The sequence below is a fragment of the Streptomyces sp. NPDC041108 genome (assembly GCF_055592645.1).
In genome coordinates, this window is sequence record NZ_JBVIYK010000016.1 from 103460 (window position 1) to 124623 (window position 21164).

Here is a 21164-nt window from a genome sequence, read left to right on the forward strand (position 1 = left end):
CGATGACGAGTGATCAATCTTGATCGATGCCGACTGATTGAGGATCACATGTCGTCCTACTTCACCGACCTGGCTCAGCAGTACATCGGCGGCGAGTGGCGCCCGGGCTCAGGCTCCTGGGACATCATCGACTTCAACCCGTACGACGACGCGAAGCTCGCGTCGATCACCATCGCCACGGTCGACGAGGTGGACGAGGCCTACCGGGCCGCGCAGGCGGCCCAGAAGGAATGGGCCAAGGTCAACGCCTACGCGCGTCGCGCGGTCTTCGAGGAGGCCCTCAAGGTCATCGAGGAGCGCGAGCGGGAGATCACCGAGGTGATCATCGCCGAGCTGGGCGGCACGCACCTGAAGGCCGGGTTCGAACTGCACCTCGCCAAGGAGTTCCTGCGCGAGTCGATGCAGCTGGTGCTGCGCCCCGAGGGCAGAATCCTTCCGTCGCCGGTCGACGGCAAGGAGAACCGCCTCTACCGCGTACCGGTCGGTGTCGTGGGCGTCATCAGCCCCTTCAACTTCCCCTTCCTGCTCTCGATCAAGTCGGTCGCCCCGGCCCTCGCCCTCGGCAACGGCGTCGTGCTGAAGCCGCACCAGAACACCCCCATCACCGGCGGCACCCTGGTCGCGAAGATCTTCGAGGAGGCCGGCCTGCCCGGCGGGCTGCTCAACGTCGTCGTCACCGACATCGCCGAGATAGGAGACGCCTTCATCGAGCACCCGATCCCCAAGGTCATCTCCTTCACCGGCTCCGACACGGTCGGCCGGCACGTCGCCACCGTCGCCGCCTCGAACTTCAAGCGCGCGATCCTCGAACTGGGCGGCAACAGCGCCCTGGTGGTCCTGGACGACGCGGACGTCGACTACGCCGTCGACGCCGCCGTGTTCTCGCGCTACGTCCACCAGGGCCAGGTCTGCATGGCCGCCAACCGCGTCCTGGTCGACCGTTCCGTCCGGGCCGAGTTCACCGAGAAGTTCGTGGCCAAGGTGAGGTCCCTGAAGGTCGGCGACCCGAGCGACCCGGGGACGGTCATCGGCCCGGTCATCAACGCCTCCCAGGCGGACGCCCTCAGGGCCGTCGTCGATCAGGCCCTCGCCGAAGGCGCCACGGCGCTCCTGCACGGCTCCACGACCGGCAACCTGGTCGAGCCGTCCGTCCTCACCGACCTCCCCGCCGGCTCCTCCCTCCTCCAGCAGGAGGTCTTCGGCCCGGTCGCCTTCCTCATCCCCTTCGACGACGAGGACGAGGCCGTCCGCCTCGCCAACGACACCCCCTACGGGCTCAGCGGCGCCGTCCACACCGCCGACATCGAGCGGGGCGTGAACTTCGCCAAGCAGATCGACACCGGCATGTTCCACGTCAACGACGGCACCGTCCACGACGAGCCCCTCGTCCCCTTCGGCGGCGAGAAGCACTCCGGCGTCGGCCGCCTCAACGGCGACACGGCGGTGGACGCGTTCACCACCCAGAAGTGGATCTCGGTCCAGCACAAGCGGAGTTTCTTCCCGTTCTAGCCGTCCCGCGCGCGGTTTCGCGCCCCCGGACCCTTGCGGACAGAACCTGACCGCAAGGGTCCGTAACTTGGTCGGTGTCAGAGGGGCTCCAGGGCCCCCGATCCCGACGGAAGGCAACCGGTCATGGTCAAGCACGTGCCAGCAGAGGCCAAGGGCGACGAGCGGGGGGCGCTGCTCGCCTTCCTGGAGGAGCAGCGCGGTGGCATCCGGCGCACGCTGCTGGGCCTGACCGACGAGCAGGCCCGCGCCAGGCCGAGCGCCAGCGAACTCAATCTGGCCGGGCTCCTCAAGCACGTCATCGAGGCCGAGCAGAGCTGGGTGGCCCGGGCCAAGGGCGAGGCTCCCGCGGTGCACCGCGACGACACGAACTGGCACGAGACCTTCGCCCTGGTCCGCGACGAGACCGTGCAGTCGCAGCTCGCGTACTGGGAGAAGGTCGCCGCGGAGACCGAGGACTTCATCCGCGCGGTGCCGAGCCTCGACGACACCTTCCCGCTGCCGGAGGCCGCCTGGTTCCCCAAGGAGTCGGTCTCGATGCGCTGGCTGATGCTGTGCCTGATCCGCGAGACGGCCCGGCACGCCGGCCACGCCGACATCATCCGCGAGTCGCTGGACGGTGCCACCGCCTTCGAGCTGGTGGCGAAGGAGGAGGGGACGAGCTGGGGGTGACCCCCGGTGGTCCTACGCTGGGCGCATGTCAGCGATCCGTCTTCTCGTGCTCGGCGCCGTGCGCCAGCACGGGCGGGCCCATGGCTACCAGGTGCGCAACGACCTGGAGTACTGGGGCGCGCACGAGTGGTCCAACGCCAAGCCCGGCTCGATCTACCACGCCCTGAAGCAGATGGCGAAGCAGGGGCTGCTGGTCGCCCACGAGATCGCCCCCTCCACGGCCGGCGGGCCGCCCCGCACCGAGTACGAGATCACGGAGCGGGGCACCGAGGAGTACCTGCGGCTGGTGCGCGAGTCCCTCACCGCCTACGACCAGGAGCCGGACATCCTCTCCGCCGCCCTCGGCACCATGGTCGACCTCGGCCGCGAGGAGGTGCTGGGGCTGCTGGAGGAGCGGCTGCGGTCCATCGAGAAGTGGCGCAGGTCCGTCACCGAGTACTACATCCCCGAGGACGGCCCCGGGCAGCTCGGCCACATCGGCGAGATCATGAACTACTGGATCCACTCCGCCGACACGGGCGCCGGCTGGACCCGCGGCCTCATCGACCGCATCCGCGCCGGCGCCTACACCTTCGCGGGCGAGGGCGCCCCCTTCGTAGGAATCCTCCCCGAGGGCCAGGAGAACCCCTACGCAACGGGCGAGCCCCACCCGGACGACGATCGCTGACCACCCCGCACACGGCGAGAAGACCGGGGCGCGCTTCTGCTCGCGCTCTCGTTGTTCGAGGGCACCCGCAACCCCGAGGCGCCCCACCCGCACACCCGAGGGCCCCTAGTGATGGAACCCCGTCGCCGCCCCGGCATCCCGCGTCAACGGCTCCCGCTGCCGCCGCAGCTCGGGCAACAGACTGCCGAGGTCCTCCAGGAACAGCCCCGCGAGATCCGACGTGAACCCGTTGCGGCACACCACCCGGAGCACGGACAGATCCTCCCGGTTCTCCGGGAACGTGTAGGCCGGCACCAGCCACCCCCTCTCCCGCATCCGCCGGGCCACGTCGAAGACGTCGAACGCGGTGACGTCCTCGCCCGTGGTGAAGGCGAACACCGGCAACTCGTCCCCCCGCGTGAGGAGCCGGAAGTCCCCGAACGCGCCGACCTGCTTCGCGAGCCTCGTCGCGACGTCCCGCGTCGACTGCTGCACGGCCCGGAACCCCTCACGCCCCAGCCGCAGGAACGTGTAGTACTGCGCGACGACCTGTGCGCCGGGCCGCGAGAAGTTCAGCGCGAACGTGGGCATGTCGCCGCCCAGGTAGTTCACCCGGAACACCAGTTCCTCCGGCAGCTCCTCGGCGGACCGCCACAGCGCCCAGCCGACCCCCGGGTACACCAGCCCGTACTTGTGCCCCGAGGTGTTGATCGACGCCACCCGGGGGAGCCGGAAGTCCCACACCAGCTCCTCGTCGAGGAAGGGCGCGACCATCGCGCCGGACGCGCCGTCGACATGGACGGGCACATCCAGCCCCGTACGTTCCTGCAGATCGTCAAGTGCCGCGCACAGCTCGGCGATCGGCTCGTACGACCCGTCGAAGGTGGAGCCGAGGACACCCACGACCCCGATCGTGTTCTCGTCGCACAGTGCCGCGGCCGCCGCCGGGTCGAGATGGAACCGGTCGCCCTCCATGGGCACCTGCCGGGCCTCGACCTCCCAGAAGTTGCAGAACTTCTCCCAGCAGACCTGGACGTTGACGCCCATCACGAGGTTGGGCCGGGCGTCCGCCGAGGGATACCGGTCGGCGTTCCTCTTCGCCCACCGCCGCTTGAGGGCCATCCCGGCGAGCATGCAGGCCTCGCTGGACCCGGTGGTCGAGCAGCCGACGGTGGCGGACGGGTCCGGCGCGTTCCACAGATCGGCGAGCATCGACACACAGCGCCGCTCCAGCTCGGCCGTACGCGGGTACTCGTCCTTGTCGATCATGTTCTTGTCCCGGCACTCACCCATCAGGACCCCCGCCTCCGGCTCCATCCACGTGGTGACGAAGGTGGCGAGGTTGAGCCGTGAGTTGCCGTCCAGCATGAGCTCGTCGTGGACGAGCTGGTACGCCGTCGAGGGAGGCAGCGGCGCGTCGGGGAGCCGGTGCTTGGGCGGGGCCTCGGTCATCCCGCCCACCGGGTTGGCCTGGCCGTAGAAGGGGTTCACGGCGATCCGGTGCCCGTCCTTCCGGCCGGTCCTGCCGTCCTGCGCGTCGTCGCTGTCCCATCGGTGCAGTGGCATGTGTCCGACGGTAGGTCCGCCGCCGGGGACACGCATCTCACGCGTGTGCGCACGGGGTGCGGGTGGCCCGTGAGGACGATGTGCCGGTCGTATCCTCCGTCGATTACGCTGCCGAATGCGCATCACATATGACAAGAGCGAACACAGCAGGTGGAGTTGCGCGTCCCGCGGACCCACGTGCGCGACCGGGGAGGGACGGCGGAGTTGCCCACCCTTGAGTATCTGATCAACGAGCGACGGCTGCGACTGAGGTTCCTCCAGCCGGGCCACGCCGCCCGCTACGGGGCGAACAGGGTCACCGAGGTCGTCGCCCACCAGCTCGCGGATCCGCCGCACCCGCTCGGCGACCTCTCGGTCGACACCCCGTTCGACAGCGGGACGCTGTTCCTGGCCACTCTGAGCACCCCCGGGCCGAACCGGGCCCATCTGCGGACGCTCGACCACCTGATCCGGGCGCTGGCCCGGCGCAAGGCGTCCGGTCTGGTGATCGGCACCCCCGGCCGCGATCTGGACACCCTCCCCGAGGCCGTCCTCACCGCCGCCAACCGCCTGCAACTGCCTCTGCTGACGACCTCCGCCGAGACGGCAGCCTGGGGCCATGTCAACGAGGATCTGCGGCTGCGGCGCGCCGAGTTCGCGGAGCGCCAGGTCGCCCACCTCGACGGTCTCCTCAACCGGCTGCCGGCCCGTCTCGCAGACCCCACGGCCGCGCGACGCATCGCCGACTGGCTCTCGGTGGCCCTGGAGGCCGAGGTGCTCGTCAGCTCGGCCCGGCGCGGCGTCCTGGCGGCCGTGCCCGACAGCGCGCCCGCCGGACTCGCCCACGCCGTCATCACCGGCGCCCACGGCGCGCAGCACGGCGCGCACGCCATCCATCACGCCACCCCGCACACCACGCGGTACGGCGGAGCGACCACACCGGCGACGGGCGCCCCCGGCGGCCCCATGCACACCCGCATCGTGCCTGTCTTCCCAGGAGCACCCACAGTCCCCGGCGCCCCCGGAGCCCTGGGCTTCCCGGCCGACACGGACGAGGTCCGGCTCGCCATCGCCTCCCACACCCCCTTCGACAGCGCGGGCACGGCCCTGATCCAGCACGCGGCGAAACTCCTCGGCCTGTGCGACCAGGCCCGACGGGAGCACCAGGCCACAACGGAGACCCCGAGGGCGGTGCGGCATGCCGCGTTCCAGCTGCTCATGCGCGGAGAAACGGTTCTGGCGCAGGTGGTCTACACGGGCGCCGCGCAGGCCCTGCTGGACACCGAGACGGCACGCGTCTACGTCGTGGACACCGGCCCGCAGGAGCGCGAGGCCACCCTCAGCTGGTGCGAGCGGGCCCTGGCCGAGCAGGCCATCGTCTCCGCCTGCCCGGGCAAGCCCAGGCACATCCTCATCCTCGACCCCGTCCGCGAGAGCGACCGGGTCGAGACGGTCCTCAAGGAGATGATCGCGGCCCGCGAGGGCCACCTGATGGGGCAGAGCCGACTGCATCCGCTCGCCGAGACCGCGGTCGGCTATCTGGAGGCCCTGACCGCGGTGGGCGACGCGGCCGGGACCCCGCACCGCGTCCGGCTGGGCGGCTCCAGGGCCAAGTTCGCCCCGCTCCTGCCCAGACGGGAGGCGAAGGCGTGGGCGGCGGCCCTGATGTCCCCGCTCCTCGACGACTTCCCGGGCCGGGGCGACGAGCGGAAGCTGCTGCTGGAGACCCTCCCCACCGCCCTCAGCTTCAAGCACACCGAGGCCGCCGGCGGCCTCGGTGTCCACCGCAACACGGTCACCCAGCGGCTCACCCGGGCCGGGAAGATCCTCTCCCTCGACCTGCGGGGCTCGGCCAACGACCGCGTCCTGACGCTGCTCGCCCTCGACATCCTCGCGCTGCCGGACCCGGAGACCCCCTCGGGCGCCGGCGCCCCCGACCACTCCCGGGCACCGGACTTCGCGGCGCTGATGGCGGCCGCCGTCGAGGACGGCGGCCCCACGGCCTGGGCGGAGGAGCGGCTGCGCCCCGTACGGGCGGATCAGCGCGGCCTCGTCGAGACCCTCTGCGCCTGGCTGGAGGCCGACCTCAGCACCAGGGAGACCGCCCGCGTCCTGGGCCTCTCCGAGGCCACCGTCCGCAACCACACCCGGGACGCGGCGGCCCTCCTCGGCATGGACTTCTCGACCAGGACGGTCGGCATCACCGACACCGACGTGGTGACCGTGGCCGACATCGCCCTCGCCCTGCACGTCCTGCTGGGCCGCCCGGCCCTGACCCAGCCGCCCCGCCCCTGACCGCCCGGCCGCGAGTCGGCCGGCCCCCTCCACGGAACGCGACCGAACCGAACCCGCGCACGTGCCCCAACACATGCGCGGGCAGCTCGGGTGCCCCTTCGACGCAACGCCTGGCCCGCACCCCCGTGCCGGGCCGGGCGTCTCGTCGACGGACACACCGTAGGAGGACCGCCGGGCAGCGGGCCATGGCACGGATGCACAGTCCGCGCGCCCGGACTTCGCGTTGTGCACAGTGAGACGCGTGTGACCCGACGCCAGTGCGTTTCACCAGCACCCAGCCCTGCGGAATTGCACAGTCCGCCACGCCCCGGCGCGTGCCCGCCACGGTCCAACGCGTGCCCGCCGAGGTCCGGCGCGTGCCCGCCGAGGTCCGCCGGCGCGTACGGCACAAAGGACTTGCACCTCACGTGACGTGAGGACCCAGTCTGGGAGACGTACCGAGAAAGGGAGCGGAAGCATGGGCCACACCGTGGGACAGGTCGCGGGCTACGCCGGGGTGACGGTGCGCACGCTGCACCACTACGACGAGATCGGTCTCCTCGTCCCGAGCGAGCGCACCGGCGCCGGTCACCGCCGCTACGGCGACGACGACCTCGACCGGCTCCAGCGGATCCTGTTCTACCGGGAACTCGGCTTCCCCCTCGACGAGGTCGCGACCCTGCTCGACGACCCGGAGGCGGACCCGCGGACGCACCTGCGCCGCCAGCACGAACTGCTGACCGCCCGGATCGAGAAGCTGCAGAAGATGGCCGCGGCCGTGGAGCACGCCATGGAGGCACGCAAGATGGGCATCAACCTCACCCCCGAGGAACGGTTCGAGGTCTTCGGCGACAAGGACCCCGACCAGTACGCCGAGGAGGCGGAACAGCGCTGGGGCGGCACCCAGGCGTACGCCGAGTCGCAGCGCCGCGCCGCCTCGTACACCAAGGCCGACTGGAAGCGTATGCAGGACGAGGTGGCCGACTGGGGCGCGCGCTACGACGCCCTGATGACCGCCGGCGAGGAGCCGACCGGCGAGGCGGCCATGGCCATGGCCGAGGAGCACCGGCAGCACATCTGCGTCTGGTTCTACGACTGCCCGTACGAGATGCACCGGAACCTGGGCGAGATGTACGTCTCCGACGAGCGCTTCAAGGCGTTCTACGACTCCATGCGCCCCGGTCTCGCCGAGCATCTGCGGGACGCGATCCACGCCAACGCGGCCCGGCGGCGCCCCTGACCCCACCGCTGACCACACGGCTTGGTCTCAGTGCGGCCACAGGGCACCCTGGGGGAGCCGGTGGAACCTAGCGGGGTGACCGTGCGTTGATAGCTTTGGTCACCCCTGTGGGCCCCACCGCCGTGGGCCCCCGCCCACAGGCCCGCACGTTCTCTCACCCCCAGGAGCCCGGAACCGTGACGACGATCGCCCTCGGACCGAGCTGGTTGGATCCGGACTATCTGCTCGACTCGTTCGGTATCTGGGGCCTGCTCCTGATCGTGTTCGCCGAGTCCGGCCTCCTCATCGGCTTCTTCCTGCCGGGCGACTCGCTGCTGTTCACGGCGGGCATGCTGATCACGGCCAAGACGCTGGACTTCCCGCTGTGGCTGGCCATCGTGCTGATCTGCGTCTCCGCGATCCTGGGCGACCAGGCGGGCTACATGTTCGGCAAGAAGGTGGGCCCCTCGCTCTTCAAGCGGCCGGACTCCCGCCTGTTCAAGCAGGAGAACGTCACCAAGGCCCACGAGTTCTTCGAGAAGCACGGGCCCAAGTCCCTGATCCTGGCCCGCTTCGTGCCCATCGTGCGGACGTTCACGCCGATCATCGCGGGCGTCAGCGGCATGCGGTACCGCACGTTCCTCATCTTCAACATCGTCGGCGGCATCCTCTGGGGCGCGGGTGTCACGCTCCTCGGCTCCTGGCTCGGGCAGATCGAGTTCGTCCGCAAGAACATCGAGGCGATGCTCATCCTCATCGTCCTCATCTCGGTGCTCCCGATCGTCATCGAACTCCTCAAGGCGAGGAAGGCGAAGAAGAACCAGCCCCAGCAGTCCCAACAGCCCCCCGCCGCCCCGGCCATGGACGACGCGACGACCCAGCTGCGCCGCGTCCCGTCGTCCGACCGGCCCCAGCAGCAGCCGTACGACCCCAACCAGGGCTACGACAACCAGGGTTACCAGCAGCAGGGCTACGACCACCAGGGCTACCAGCAACAGGGCCACGGCAACCAGGGGCACCAGGGCGACCAGGGCCAGGGCCACCAGGACTACGGCTACCAGCAGCCCCAGCAGCAGCCGTACGCCCAGCAGTACCCCCAGGGCAACCAGTACCCCCCGAACCAGAACCAGCAGGGGTACCGGGGCCAGGACTACCCGCAGTACTGAGCGGCCAAGGCCCCGCGCCCCGCTCCTGAGGGGCGCGGGGAACCGTGCGAACCACCACGACGAACCCGCACCCGCCGACGCGCCCGGACCCCCGAGCCCTCAGGCGCTCAGAAACCCCTGGTGCGCTTCGCGGCCTTCCGGCCCGCCCGCGCGGCGCCCGGCAGGAACAGCCGGAAGACCTCGGACCCGAGGTTCACCCCGATCGCGATGGCCATCGCCAGCGCCGCCGCCTTCGTCAGCGACACCAGGCCCGCGTCCACGTCGTTCTGCGCGAACGCCAGCAGCCCGAAGTACGTCGCCGAGCCCGGCAGCAGCGGTCCGATCGCCGCGGTCGTATAAGGCAGCGCGGAGGCGAACCGGTACCGCGACAGCAGCTGCCCGAACAGCCCCACGAGCCCCGCGGCCACCGCCGTGGAGGCCACCGGGGAGATCCCGCCCGCTTCGTGCATGGCCCCGTACACGGCCCAGGCGACGCCCCCGTTCAGGGTCACCGCCAGCACGGTGGATCGTTCCTGCTGGAGCAGGACCGCGAAGGTCAGCGACAGCAGCATCGAGGCCCCGAGCTGCAACAGCGGACGGTCCGCGCTGCCGAGCGCCGCGTCCGGGTTCAGCTCGGCGCCCAGCTTCACGCCGAAGTACAGGACGAGCAGCACTCCCACCACGATGCCCACGAAGAGGTACATGACCTCCAGGAGCCGGGCGGAAGCGGTGATGTAGAAGCCGGTGAGCCCGTCCTGCACACCCGCGACCAGCGCCCGCCCGGGCAGCAGCGCGAAGAGCCCACCGGTGATCACGGCGGACGCCGCCACGTCCACGTGCGTCACCGTCAGGGCCACTCCGATCGCCGCCGGAGGCATCGCCGCCACCAGGAACTGGTAGAACTCCGGCAGCCCCCGCCCCGAGCACAGCCAGGCCAGCCGGTCGCCGAGCATCGCGCCCAGCGCGGCCGCGATGAAGACGACGACCCCGCCGCCGACCAGCAGGGACGCGGCGCCCGCGAGCAGTCCGCTCGCCCCGGTCAGCGCCCAGCCGGGATACGGGTGCCGGTTGCGCCGTATCTCCGCGAGCCGCCGGTATGCCTCCTCCAGGGAGATCGCGCTCTCCGGGGTGCTGAGGTCGTCCACCAGATGGAAGACGGCCGCCAGACGGTTGTAGTCGGTGGCCCGGCGGCGCACGATCCGGGCCGCCGTGACCGGGTCGTCCACCAGCGACGGCTGGTAGGTGACCGACAACTGGGTGAAGGTGACGGTCGGCTCACAGCGGTCGAGGCCGTAGGAACGGCACACGGCGAACATCGCCGCCTCCACGTCCTCCGCGCCCTCACCGCCCGCGAGCAGCAGCTCCCCGATACGCAGTGTGAGGTCGAGCACGCGCGGTACCGCCGGCCCCGTGTCGCCCTCCGCACGCGCGGGCGGCTCCGGCGCGGGGCGCTCCGCCACCGGCATCCGGAGCATCGTGCGCATCCGGTCCTGCCACGGCACGTCCTTGGTCAGACTGACCGCCGGAATCCCGCCCGCCGGTGTGAAGGCGACCGGCGCGTGCCGCGCGCTGTAGGTGCGCGGCACGCTGAAGGCGGACCCCTCGTGTTCCGTCGCCACCGGCTCGGGCGGCGCCAGACCCTCCGGCAGCGCGAACTCGGAGGTCGTCTGTGCCTCCGATTCGGCCCCGGCTGGCGGTACGTCCAGCCCGGCCGGGATCTGGAACTCCGAGGTCACCGACGCGTCGCCGTCGATGCCCAGCGTCAGGCCCACCGGCACGAACGCCTCGCCCGCCTCGTCCGACACCGGCTTACGGCCCTCCCCGGGTCCGTGCTTCCCCGGTTTCGTCACACCCACTTCGCCGCACTCCCTGAACGACACCTCGGTACGCCTCAGTATGCGCACCGACACACACCGGTACGCGAACGGGCCGCGCGCCCCTCCAGGGGTCACGCGGCCCGTTCGTGCGATCAGCCGACAAGTGTGGCCGGGGTCAGTGACCCTGCTCCTTGAAGCGCAGGTACGACTTCTCGACCTCGGCCTCGGCCTCGGTGCGGCCGACCCAGTCGGCACCCTCGACGGACTTGCCGGGCTCCAGGTCCTTGTAGACCTCGAAGAAGTGCTGGATCTCCAGGCGGTCGAACTCCGAGACGTGGTGGATGTCACGCAGGTGCTCCACACGCGGGTCGGTCGCCGGGACGCACAGCAGCTTGTCGTCGCCGCCGGCCTCGTCCGTCATCCGGAACATGCCGATCGCGCGGCACTTGATGAGGCAGCCCGGGAAGGTCGGCTCGTCCAGGATGACCAGCGCGTCCAGCGGGTCGCCGTCCTCGCCGAGAGTGTTCTCGACGAAGCCGTAGTCGGTCGGGTAGGCGGTCGAGGTGAAGAGTCGACGGTCCAGGCGGATCCGACCGGTCTCGTGGTCCACCTCGTACTTGTTCCGCGAACCCTTCGGAATCTCGATCGTGACGTCGAACTCCACCGGTGGCTCCTCCATGATCAACACATAGTTCTGGTGGTTAAGTGTCCCTCACGCAGGTGGGTGATCGCGAAAGGGGCTGGTGGTCGTGCGGGAGCCGAAGGTCTGGCGGGCCGCGAGACCGCATGTGGCGCGGGTCGCGCACAGCGTGAAACCGGGGATCGCGCGCGTCACGCGCGCCGTACGGCCCGGTGCCGCGCGCGTCGCACGGGTGGTGAAACCCGGCGTCGAACGCGTCACGAGCGCCGTCACGGCACGCTCTTCGCAGCTCGTGGGGAGCACGAAGAAGCTCACGACCCTCCAGTTCACCGCCGGCGCGGCCACCCTGGGGCTGGTGCTCTCGGCCGGGGCGGTGACCGCCGCCGGACCCTGGGACTCCTCCGGTCAGCGTACGGCCGAGCGCGACCGGGCCGCATCGGGGGCCCGTCAGGGTGGCGCAGATCACGGGCGCGGCTCGGGCAGGTCGTCCGGCACGGCGGGGGCGCCCAAGGCCGCGCCGAGCGCCCCCGCCGTGCTGGCCGGTGTGGACGGCGCCTCCGGCGCGAACTCCCTGCCCGAGTCCGGCGCCCTGGCCGCCGCCCTCGACCCGTTCCTGAAGGCCCCCGTCCTGGGCCCCCGCCGCGCGGCCGCCGTCGTCGACGTCAGGACCGGCGAACAGCTGTACGCCCAGAACGCGGACGACGCCCTGACCCCCGCCTCCACCACCAAGATCGCCACGGCGGTCGCGGCCCTCTCGGCGGTCGGCCCCGACCACCGCCTCAAGACCCGCGTGGTCCTGGCGCCCGGCTCCGCCGAGGCCGTCCTCGTCGGCGGCGGCGATCCCACCGTCACCGCGCACAAGGACACGGACGGCTACGCGAGCCTGCGCGCCCTCGCCGACGGGACGGCCGCCGCCCTGGACAAGCGTCACCTCAAGAAGATCACCCTCACCTACGACACCTCCCTCTACGAGGGCCCCGAGCAGCACACCATCGGCCCGAACGGCAATCTCGCCCTGGTCGTCCCGCTCATGGCCGACGAGGCCCGCCTCAACGACTCGTCCAGCGGCAGCGCGGACCGCGACCCGGACCCGGCGGCGGCCGCGACCGCGACGTTCGCGGACCTCCTGGAGGAGCGGGGCATCGAGGCGCGGACGGAAGGCCCCGCACGGGCGCCGAAGGACGCCGCGGAACTCGCCGCCGTCTCCTCGCCACCCCTGTCGGCCCTGGTCGAGCGCATGCTCACCCACAGCGACAACGACATCGCCGAGGCCCTCGCCCGCCAGGTCGCGCTCGCGACGGGCGAGAAGCCCAGCTTCGACGGCGGCGCGGCGGCCATCAGGAGCGAGCTGAAGAAGCTGGAACTGCCCCTCGCGAGGGTCGCGTTCGCGGACGGCAGCGGCCTGAGCCGGGGCAACCGGCTCACCCCGGACCTCCTCACCGCCCTCCTGGCCAGGTCCGCGGACCCCGCCCACCCCGAACTCCGCTCCGTCCTCACCGGCCTGCCCGTCGCCGGCTTCACCGGCACCCTGCGCGGCCGCTACTCCAGCGACGCCACCGGCACCGGCGTCGTCCGCGCCAAGACCGGCACCCTGAGCAACGTCAACACCCTCGCCGGCACGGTCGTCGACGCCGACGGCCGCCTGCTCGCCTTCGCCTTCCTCGCCACGGAGACGGACACGGCCGACACCGACCTCGCCAAGAAGGCCCTGACCGACGCCACCTCGACGCTGGCGACCTGCGGCTGTCGCTGAGGCCGCGGGGAGGCAGGGACGGGGCCCCTACCTCCAGGGACGCGGGGAACCGCGCGAGAAGCCCCCACTCACCCGCACGTACCCCCGGCCGCGATGCCCCCTCCCCACGGCCTGCCCCAAGCGGCAGCGCTCACGTACGGTTGACGACATGACTCGTATCGGTGGTGCCGAGATGGTCGACTGGAATCTCGCGGTGGCGACCGCGACCCGGCTCGTGCGGCCGGGCCCCGAGGTGAGCCGTGACGAGGCCAGGGCCATCGTCGCGGAGCTCCGCCGGCACGCGAGGGCGTCGGAGGAGCACGTCCGCGCCTTCACGCGGATGCTGCCCGACACCGGAGACGACACCCCCGTCCTCGTCGTGGACCGGCCCGGCTGGGTCCGGGCCAACGTGGCCGGCTTCCGGGAGCTGCTGAAACCGCTGCTGGAGAAGATGCAGGAACGGCGCGGCAGCACCCCGGGCGGGGCCGTTCTCGGCGCGGTCGGCGGCAAGGTCACGGGCGTCGAGCTGGGCATGCTCCTGTCGTTCCTGTCCTCCCGGGTCCTCGGCCAGTACGAGACGTTCGCCCCGGCGACCCGCGAACTGCCGGCGGGCGAGAACGGCGGAGGCCGGCTGCTCCTCGTCGCGCCGAACATCGTGCACGTGGAGCGTGAACTCGACGTCCGCCCCCACGACTTCCGCCTCTGGGTCTGCCTGCACGAGGAGACCCACCGGACCCAGTTCACGGCGGTCCCCTGGCTGCGGGACCACCTGGAGGGTGAAATCCAGTCGTTCCTGGCGGAGACCGAGGTCGACCCCACGACCTTCCTGGAGCGGATCCGGGAGGCCGCCCAGTCACTCGCGGGTGGCCGGCCCGAGGGAGAGGCGGGCGACGACGGTCACTCGATCGTGGAGTTGGTGCAGACCCCCTCGCAGCGCGAGATCCTCGGCCGGCTGACCGCCGTCATGTCCCTCCTGGAGGGCCACGCCGACTACGTGATGGACGGCGTCGGCCCGGCCGTCGTGCCCTCGGTCGCCGAGATCCGCGAGAAGTTCCAGCAACGGCGCGCCAAGGGCGCCTCCCGCCTGGACCAGGCCCTGCGCAAGCTGCTCGGCCTGGACGCCAAGCTCAGGCAGTACAGGGACGGCGAGCGGTTCGTACGGGCGGTCGTCGAACAGGTCGGCATGGACGGTTTCAACCGCGTGTGGACCTCCCCGAACACCCTGCCGACCAAGGCGGAGATCGCCAAACCGGCGGACTGGGTCGCGCGGGTGCATCGCAAGGCTGAGTCGTGAGCCACGCGTGAGCGTGGTGAACGAAACCGGCCGACGGCAGGCGAACGCACCTCCAATCACCCGTCCGAGGGACCGTGAGCGAGGGGTAGGCGTGCAATGCTCGGGGAACGGCCCGGTTCTGTCACCATCTACACACTCTGAGTGACCGAACTCGGGCTCACCTCCCGACAATTTCATGAAGGGAACCGGACATGGGTCCCCACCCCGCGGTCGCGGCGATACGCCTGGCGGTCCGCCGCGTACTCCACGACCTCCTCACCGAACTCCACACCCACGCCACCCCGCACGCGCCCGCCCGCGCGATCCCCGGCGTGCCGTCGGACACGGGCGCACAACCGGCGCCCGCGCCCTCCACGGCCGTACCCCCCGCGGCCGTACCCATCGACGTCAGGCGCGGCGCGTCCGCGCGCCCGGGTGCCCCGCGCCCCGGGAACACCGGGGACGAGCGGCCGCTCGTGCTCGTGGCGTGCTCCGGCGGCGCCGACTCCATGGCCCTCGCCTCCGCACTCGCGTTCGAGGCGCCCAAGCTCGGCGTCCGCGCCGGCGGCATCACCGTCGACCACGGCCTGCAGCCCGGCTCCGACCTGCGCGCCGAGGAAGTCGTCCTGCGCCTGCGCGAACTGGGCCTGGACCCGGCCGAGTCCGTGGCCGTGACCGTCGGCCGCGACGGCGGCCCCGAGGCCGCCGCCCGGGACGCCCGCTACGCCGCCCTCGACGCCGCCCTGGAACGCCACGGGGCCGCCGCCGTCCTGCTCGGCCACACCCGCGACGACCAGGCCGAGACCGTCCTGCTCGGTCTCGCCCGGGGCTCCGGCATCCGCTCCCTGTCCGGTATGGCCGCGGTCTCGGGGGCCGACGGCCGCTACCGCCGGCCCTTCCTGCAGCTCGACCGGCAGACCGCCCGCAAGGCCTGCATGGTCCAGTCGCTGCCCGTGTGGGACGACCCGCACAACGCCGACCCCGCCTACACCCGGTCCAGGCTCCGCCACGAGGGCCTGCCCGCCCTGGAGAAGGCGCTCGGCAAGGGCGTCGTCGAGGCCCTCGCCCGTACGGCCCGGCTGTCCCGGGACGACGCCGACGCCCTCGACACCTGGGCCCGTCAGGCCGAGCCCGGCGTCCGGGACGCCGCGGGCCAGCTGGAGTGCGCGAAGCTCTACGCACTGCCGCCCGCCGTGCGCCGCCGGATCCTGCGCCGGGTCGCGATCGAGGCCGGTGCCCCGGCCGGTTCCCTCTTCGCCCGGCACATCGAGGAGGTCGACCGGCTCATCACCGGATGGCGCGGTCAGGGGGCCATCAATCTCCCCGGCCGGGTCGTCGCCCAGCGCCAGGGTGGCAGACTGGTGATTCGGCAAGGCTGAATCCGGACGCCGAAGGGGCCCTCACACGGGGCCCCGAACCCCCCGCACGGGGTGCGAGCGTCCGGGGCCGGCCCTGGGACGACCGACCGAAAGTGATGCGGGTGGACGCGAAAGACATGGGTGCCGACCTCAAAGAGGTGCTCATCACCAAGGAAGAGATCGACGCCAAGCTCGTCGAGCTGGCCTCGAAGATCGACGCGGAGTACGCGGGCAAGGACCTGTTGATCGTCGGAGTGCTCAAGGGCGCGGTCATGGTCATGGGGGACCTCGCCCGGGCGCTGTCCACCCCGGTCACCATGGACTGGATGGCCGTGTCCTCCTACGGCGCGGGCACCCAGTCCTCGGGTGTGGTGCGGATCCTCAAGGACCTCGACACCGACATCAAGGGCAAGCACGTCCTGATCGTCGAGGACATCATCGACTCGGGCCTGACCCTGTCCTGGCTGATCTCCAACCTCGGCTCCCGCGAGCCCGAGTCCCTGAAGATCTGCACCCTGCTGCGCAAGCCCGACGCCGCCAAGGTCGCCATCGACGTGGAGTGGGTCGGCTTCGACATCCCCAACGAGTTCGTCGTCGGCTACGGCCTCGACTTCGCCGAGAAGTACCGCAACCTCCCGTTCGTCGGTACGCTCGCGCCCCACGTCTACGGCGGCTGAACAACTCCCGTAAGACGCTCGGGAACCCCAGCGGGTTTCGCGCCGTTGGAGCATGCGAGGACGGGATTGCCGACAGTCCCCTGCGGCTTCGGGTGACAATGCTGGGGTACCGTCCGAAGAACAGTCTTTTATCAAACTCACTATGGCAGGAGGGACGGGGCGGCACCGCTCCGTATGGATGGACGTGAAGCGATACTTCCGTGGGCCAGTCATGTGGATCGTGCTGGCCGTCCTTGCCGTGGTCGTGTTGATGCAGGTCGTCGGCTCGTCCGGCGGCTACAAGACGGTGGACACCGGCCAGGTGGTCCAGGCGATCAATGACAACAAGGTCAAAGAAGCCAAACTGACCACCGGCGAAGAGCAGCTCCTCAAGGTGCAGCTCAAGGACGGCCAGAAGATCGAGGACAGCTCGAAGATCCAGGCGAGCTACATCGGCGACCAGGGCGTCACCCTCGCCAACACCCTGCAGGACAAGTTCCAGAACAAGCAGATCCCCGACGGCTACACGGTCTCCCCGACCAAGCAGAACGCTTTCGTCGGCATCCTGCTGTCCCTGCTCCCCTTCGTCCTGATCGTCGTCGTCTTCCTGTTCCTGATGAACCAGATGCAGGGCGGCGGCTCCCGGGTCATGAACTTCGGGAAGTCCAAGGCCAAGCTCATCACCAAGGACACCCCGAAGACGACGTTCTCTGACGTCGCCGGTGCGGACGAGGCGGTCGAGGAGCTCCACGAGATCAAGGAGTTCCTGCAGGAGCCGGCCAAGTTCCAGGCCGTCGGCGCCAAGATCCCCAAGGGTGTGCTGCTCTACGGCCCGCCCGGTACGGGCAAGACGCTGCTGGCGCGTGCCGTCGCCGGCGAGGCGGGCGTTCCCTTCTACTCGATCTCCGGTTCCGACTTCGTCGAGATGTTCGTCGGTGTCGGTGCCTCCCGGGTCCGTGACCTCTTCGAGCAGGCCAAGGCGAACGCCCCGGCGATCGTCTTCGTCGACGAGATCGACGCGGTCGGCCGCCACCGCGGCGCCGGCCTCGGCGGTGGTCACGACGAGCGCGAGCAGACGCTGAACCAGCTGCTCGTCGAGATGGACGGCTTCGACGTCAAGGGCGGTGTGATCCTCATCGCCGCCACGAACCGCCCGGACATCCTCGACCCGGCGCTGCTGCGCCCGGGCCGCTTCGACCGTCAGATCGCCGTCGACCGCCCGGACATGCAGGGCCGTCTGGAGATCCTCAAGGTCCACCAGAAGGGCAAGCCGGTCGCGCCCGACGTCGACCTCGGCGCCGTCGCCCGCCGCACCCCCGGCATGACGGGTGCCGATCTGTCCAACGTCCTGAACGAGGCCGCGCTCCTGACGGCCCGCAGCGACCAGAAGCTGATCGACAACCACATGCTGGACGAGGCGATCGACCGTGTGATCGCGGGCCCGCAGAAGCGGACCCGGATCATGTCGGACAAGGAGAAGAAGATCACCGCGTACCACGAGGGCGGTCACGCCCTGGTCGCGGCGGCCTCACCGAACTCCGACCCCGTCCACAAGATCACCATCCTGTCCCGGGGCCGTGCCCTCGGTTACACGATGGTCCTGCCGGACGAGGACAAGTACTCGACCACCCGTAACGAGATGCTCGACCAGCTCGGCTACATGATGGGTGGCCGTGCCGCCGAGGAACTGGTCTTCCACGACCCGACCACCGGTGCGTCGAACGACATCGAGAAGGCCACCAGCCTGGCCCGCGCGATGGTCACCCAGTACGGCATGACCGAGCGTCTCGGCGCCATCAAGTTCGGCGGCGACAACAGCGAGCCGTTCCTCGGACGTGAGATGGCTCACCAGCGCGACTACTCGGAAGAGGTCGCCGCGCTGGTGGACGAAGAGGTCAAGAAGCTCATCGAGAACGCGCACAACGAGGCCTGGGAGATCCTGGTCGAGAACCGCGACGTCCTCGACAACCTGGTGCTCCAGCTGCTGGAGAAGGAGACGCTGGGCAAGGAGCAGATCGCCGAGATCTTCGCCCCCATCGTCAAGCGCCCGCCCCGGCCCGCCTGGACCGGCTCGTCCCGCCGCACCCCCTCCACCCGTCCGCCGGTGCTCTCCCCCCGGGAGCTGGCACTGACGAACGGCGCGAACGGTGCGACGCCGGCGATCACCACCAAGGCGCCCGTCGACGCGGCTCCGGAGGAGAACGCGGAGAGCTGACGCCTCACCCGGTGAGAACCGGCCACCGGGAGCCCCGGCTCCCGGCCCGGACTCCTCACCAGGCCCGGAATGAATGCCGTGCCCCCCAGGTTCTAGCCTGGGGGGCACGGCATTTTCGTATAACCGGTACATGGCCGAAAAATGAGACGCGTGGCCGTGCGCGTCGCATGCTCGGCTCAGGAGCGAGGCACAGCATGACCGACCCCGTGACGCTGAACGGTGGGCGCGCCATCGGCGAGTTCGACGAGAAGCGCGCCGAGAACGCCGTGCGGGAGCTGCTGATCGCGGTCGGCGAGGATCCCGACCGGGAGGGGCTCAAGGAGACGCCGGCGCGGGTGGCGCGGGCGTACCAGGAGATATTCGCGGGGCTGTGGCAGCAGCCCGAGGACGTGCTGACCACGACCTTCGACCTCGGGCACGACGAGATGGTGCTCGTGAAGGACATCGAGGTGTACAGCACCTGCGAGCATCACCTGGTCCCCTTCCGCGGCGTCGCGCACGTCGGGTACATCCCGTCCACCAGCGGAAAGATCACCGGTCTGTCCAAGCTGGCCCGGCTCGTGGACGTCTACGCCCGGCGGCCGCAGGTGCAGGAGCGGATGACGACGCAGATCGCCGACTCGCTGATGGAGATCCTGGAGCCGCGCGGGGTGATCGTGGTCGTGGAGTGCGAGCACATGTGCATGTCGATGCGGGGCATCCGCAAGCCCGGCGCGAAGACCATCACGTCGGCCGTACGCGGCCAGCTGCGGGACGCGGCCACCCGTAACGAGGCGATGAGCCTCATCATGGCCCGCTGACCCGCTGACCCGCTGACCCGCTGACCCGCTGACCCGCTGACCCGCGGGTCCTTCGGACGGGGCGCTCTACGTCGCCCGGGCCGCCCCGCCGCCCGTGTCGTCGTCCTCCGGGAGCTTGCAGACGCGCTCCAGGAAGAAGGCGGCCACTATGACGGCGATGCCCGCGAGGACCGAGAATCCGGCGTAGATGGCCTGGTCGCGGCGGGCCGGGACCTCCAAGGACTCCAGGAGGAAGATCCCGACCCCGCCGTACATCCCGGCGACGAGGGCGGCGACGAGGGCGCTGGCCTGGCCGAAGACGACCGCGCGGGCGGCCATCAGGGGCTCCACGCCCTTGGCGCCCGGCCGGCGCTCCCGCTGGGCCTTGAGCCGATTGCGCAGGGACAGCGCGGTGGCCGTCAGGACTGCGGCGATCAGGGCGAGCACGATGGGCGCGGCCAGCGGGACGCTCGGCAGGGTGTCCACCGAGTTCCACAGCCGGGCCCCGGCCCAGGACAGCACACCCGCCACGACGAACACCGCGGCCAGCGTCCGGATGCGCAGCTCTTTCACGATGCCCCTTCGACGAGTCCGATGGATGGTCCACGGAAGCCGGGTCCACGGGCGCCGGGTGGTCGGCCCGGCCGGTGGTCCCGGCGGTGTCGGGGATGATCCCGACCCGGTAGACCTTAACGACTACGCGGGCAGGTGGAGTTCCAGGTCGGCGCGGGGTGTCACGCCTTCGCGCGCGACACCGTCCAGGAGCACCGCGACCGGGCCGCGGCCCACCAGCAGGGCGTCGGGGTCGACGTCGTGCCAGGGGACGAGGACGAAGGCCCGTTCGTGCGCGCGTGGATGCGGCAGGGTGAGCAGCGGGTCGTCGGAGACGACGTCGGCGTACGCCACGATGTCGACGTCCAGCGTGCGCGGCCCCCAGCGCTCGTCCCGCACCCGGTGGAAGGCCTCCTCGACGGCCTGGGCCCGCTCCAGCAGCGAGGAGGGCGGCAGGGTGGTCTTCAGGACGACGACCGCGTTGAAGTACGAGGGCTGGCTCCCCGGTGCCACCCCCCACGGCTCGGTCTCGTACACCGGCGACACGGCCTTGACGCGGACGCCCGGCGTGTCCTCCAGCGCGTCGATGGCGCCCTGGATGTTCTCCAGCCGGTTGCCCAGGTTCGAGCCGAGGGAGAGCACCGCCCGGCGGGGGTTGTGCAGGGTCGAGTCGGCCTCGTCCACCTTCCGCACGACGGAGGCGGGCACCGGCTGTACGGTCGGGTCGCTCTGACCCTCGGTGAAGGACGCGGTCATACTCGGCTCCGGGTGATGGTGACGGTCACGTCGTCGAAGGGGACGGTGATCGGGGCGTTCGGCTTGTGGACGGCGACCTCGACCTCCTGCACCCCGTCGTGCCCCAGGCACGCCCGGGCGATGCGCTCGGCGAGCGTCTCGATGAGGTTCACCGGCTCGCCCTCCACGATGGCGACGACCTGCTCCGCCACGATCCCGTAGTGCACGGTCTTCGCCAGGTCGTCGTCGGCGGCGGCCGGCCGGGTGTCCAGGCCGAGCGTGAGGTCCACCACGAAGGTCTGGCCCTCCTCGCGCTCGTGCGGGAACACCCCGTGGTGTCCACGGGCCCTGAGGCCACGCAGCGCGACACGATCCACGCGAATCACTCCTGCAGTCGTCG

Annotated in this window: 18 protein-coding genes; 12 read left to right on the forward strand and 6 right to left on the reverse strand. The window is 70.9% G+C overall.

Annotation, left to right across the window (positions count from 1 at the left end):
- Positions 1–48: 48 nt before the first annotated feature.
- The 3 genes from ACZ6BB_RS33695 (at position 49) to ACZ6BB_RS33705 (ending at position 2845) form a co-directional block, all read left to right on the forward strand.
- A complete protein-coding gene (locus ACZ6BB_RS33695) occupies positions 49–1509 on the forward strand; it encodes an aldehyde dehydrogenase family protein (protein WP_471618911.1) in 1461 nt (486 codons plus the stop codon).
- A gap of 123 nt (positions 1510–1632) precedes the next feature.
- Positions 1633–2178, forward strand: a complete 546-nt coding sequence (locus tag ACZ6BB_RS33700; RefSeq protein WP_471618912.1) for a DinB family protein — start codon at positions 1633–1635, stop codon at positions 2176–2178.
- Positions 2179–2203: 25 nt separating this feature from the next.
- Complete coding sequence (locus tag ACZ6BB_RS33705; RefSeq protein ID WP_471618913.1) at positions 2204–2845, forward strand: PadR family transcriptional regulator; 642 nt, start codon at positions 2204–2206, stop codon at positions 2843–2845.
- A gap of 105 nt (positions 2846–2950) precedes the next feature.
- Here ACZ6BB_RS33705 and ACZ6BB_RS33710 read toward each other — a convergent pair whose 3' ends face one another.
- Complete coding sequence (locus ACZ6BB_RS33710) at positions 2951–4390, reverse strand: glutamate decarboxylase (RefSeq protein WP_471618914.1); 1440 nt, start codon at positions 4388–4390, stop codon at positions 2951–2953.
- Between the two features lie 204 nt (positions 4391–4594).
- On the opposite strand from ACZ6BB_RS33710, the gene ACZ6BB_RS33715 reads away from it, so the two are divergent.
- From ACZ6BB_RS33715 to ACZ6BB_RS33725, 3 genes are all read left to right on the forward strand, one after another.
- Entirely contained in the window at positions 4595–6664 is a 2070-nt protein-coding gene (locus ACZ6BB_RS33715) for a helix-turn-helix domain-containing protein (RefSeq protein WP_471618915.1), read from the forward strand.
- A 457-nt stretch (positions 6665–7121) separates the two neighbouring features.
- Positions 7122–7883, forward strand: a complete 762-nt coding sequence (locus ACZ6BB_RS33720) for a MerR family transcriptional regulator (RefSeq protein ID WP_471618916.1) — start codon at positions 7122–7124, stop codon at positions 7881–7883.
- 176 nt (positions 7884–8059) lie between these two features.
- Positions 8060–9028 carry a DedA family protein gene (locus ACZ6BB_RS33725; protein WP_471618917.1) on the forward strand — a complete coding sequence of 323 codons (969 nt, stop codon included), beginning with the start codon at positions 8060–8062 and terminating at the stop codon, positions 9026–9028.
- A 107-nt stretch (positions 9029–9135) separates the two neighbouring features.
- Here the strand turns inward: ACZ6BB_RS33725 and ACZ6BB_RS33730 are convergent, their stop codons facing one another.
- Together ACZ6BB_RS33730 and ACZ6BB_RS33735 are read right to left on the reverse strand one after the other, a co-directional pair.
- Positions 9136–10812, reverse strand: a complete 1677-nt coding sequence (locus ACZ6BB_RS33730; RefSeq protein WP_471618918.1) for a threonine/serine exporter family protein — start codon at positions 10810–10812, stop codon at positions 9136–9138.
- Positions 10813–10999: 187 nt separating this feature from the next.
- Complete coding sequence (locus tag ACZ6BB_RS33735) at positions 11000–11488, reverse strand: inorganic diphosphatase (protein ID WP_013001685.1); 489 nt, start codon at positions 11486–11488, stop codon at positions 11000–11002.
- 79 nt (positions 11489–11567) lie between these two features.
- On the opposite strand from ACZ6BB_RS33735, the gene dacB reads away from it, so the two are divergent.
- From dacB to folE, 6 genes are all read left to right on the forward strand, one after another.
- Entirely contained in the window at positions 11568–13217 is a 1650-nt protein-coding gene (gene dacB, locus ACZ6BB_RS33740; RefSeq protein ID WP_471618919.1) for a D-alanyl-D-alanine carboxypeptidase/D-alanyl-D-alanine endopeptidase, read from the forward strand.
- Positions 13218–13365: 148 nt separating this feature from the next.
- A complete protein-coding gene (locus ACZ6BB_RS33745) occupies positions 13366–14490 on the forward strand; it encodes a zinc-dependent metalloprotease (protein ID WP_471618920.1) in 1125 nt (374 codons plus the stop codon).
- A gap of 191 nt (positions 14491–14681) precedes the next feature.
- The gene (tilS, locus tag ACZ6BB_RS33750; RefSeq protein ID WP_471618921.1) at positions 14682–15848 is read left to right on the forward strand and encodes a tRNA lysidine(34) synthetase TilS; all 1167 of its coding nucleotides are present in this window, start codon (positions 14682–14684) and stop codon (positions 15846–15848) included.
- Positions 15849–15943: 95 nt separating this feature from the next.
- Positions 15944–16504, forward strand: coding sequence for a hypoxanthine phosphoribosyltransferase (gene hpt, locus ACZ6BB_RS33755; protein ID WP_471618974.1), 561 nt, complete (start codon positions 15944–15946; stop codon positions 16502–16504).
- Positions 16505–16682: 178 nt separating this feature from the next.
- Entirely contained in the window at positions 16683–18698 is a 2016-nt protein-coding gene (gene ftsH, locus ACZ6BB_RS33760) for an ATP-dependent zinc metalloprotease FtsH (RefSeq protein WP_471618922.1), read from the forward strand.
- Positions 18699–18892: 194 nt separating this feature from the next.
- Positions 18893–19498, forward strand: a complete 606-nt coding sequence (gene folE / locus ACZ6BB_RS33765; RefSeq protein ID WP_471618923.1) for a GTP cyclohydrolase I FolE — start codon at positions 18893–18895, stop codon at positions 19496–19498.
- 66 nt (positions 19499–19564) lie between these two features.
- On the opposite strand, the gene ACZ6BB_RS33770 is transcribed toward folE, so the two are convergent.
- The 3 genes from ACZ6BB_RS33770 to folB form a co-directional block, all read right to left on the reverse strand.
- Positions 19565–20050 (reverse strand): DUF3180 domain-containing protein, encoded by a 486-nt coding sequence (locus ACZ6BB_RS33770; protein WP_383889133.1) that lies wholly within the window; start codon positions 20048–20050, stop codon positions 19565–19567.
- A 123-nt stretch (positions 20051–20173) separates the two neighbouring features.
- Positions 20174–20785: a 2-amino-4-hydroxy-6-hydroxymethyldihydropteridine diphosphokinase gene (gene folK / locus ACZ6BB_RS33775; RefSeq protein ID WP_471618924.1), complete on the reverse strand. Its 612-nt coding sequence runs from the start codon at positions 20783–20785 to the stop codon at positions 20174–20176.
- Positions 20782–21141, reverse strand: a complete 360-nt coding sequence (gene folB / locus ACZ6BB_RS33780) for a dihydroneopterin aldolase (protein ID WP_471618925.1) — start codon at positions 21139–21141, stop codon at positions 20782–20784. The genes folK and folB overlap by 4 nt, the downstream gene beginning before the upstream one ends.
- Between the last annotated feature and the right edge of the window lie 23 nt (positions 21142–21164).

Coding starts and splice junctions, on each gene's coding strand:
- ACZ6BB_RS33705 (WP_471618913.1), top strand. CDS start 2,204: ATGTCAGCGATCCGTCTTCTCGTGCTCGGCGCCGTGCGCCAGCACGGG.
- ACZ6BB_RS33700 (WP_471618912.1), top strand. CDS start 1,633: ATGGTCAAGCACGTGCCAGCAGAGGCCAAGGGCGACGAGCGGGGGGCG.
- folE (WP_471618923.1), top strand. CDS start 18,893: ATGACCGACCCCGTGACGCTGAACGGTGGGCGCGCCATCGGCGAGTTC.
- ACZ6BB_RS33710 (WP_471618914.1), bottom strand. CDS start 4,390: ATGCCACTGCACCGATGGGACAGCGACGACGCGCAGGACGGCAGGACC.
- ACZ6BB_RS33695 (WP_471618911.1), top strand. CDS start 49: ATGTCGTCCTACTTCACCGACCTGGCTCAGCAGTACATCGGCGGCGAG.
- ACZ6BB_RS33720 (WP_471618916.1), top strand. CDS start 7,122: ATGGGCCACACCGTGGGACAGGTCGCGGGCTACGCCGGGGTGACGGTG.
- tilS (WP_471618921.1), top strand. CDS start 14,682: ATGGGTCCCCACCCCGCGGTCGCGGCGATACGCCTGGCGGTCCGCCGC.
- folK (WP_471618924.1), bottom strand. CDS start 20,785: ATGACCGCGTCCTTCACCGAGGGTCAGAGCGACCCGACCGTACAGCCG.
- ftsH (WP_471618922.1), top strand. CDS start 16,683: ATGGACGTGAAGCGATACTTCCGTGGGCCAGTCATGTGGATCGTGCTG.
- hpt (WP_471618974.1), top strand. CDS start 15,944: ATGCGGGTGGACGCGAAAGACATGGGTGCCGACCTCAAAGAGGTGCTC.
- ACZ6BB_RS33745 (WP_471618920.1), top strand. CDS start 13,366: ATGACTCGTATCGGTGGTGCCGAGATGGTCGACTGGAATCTCGCGGTG.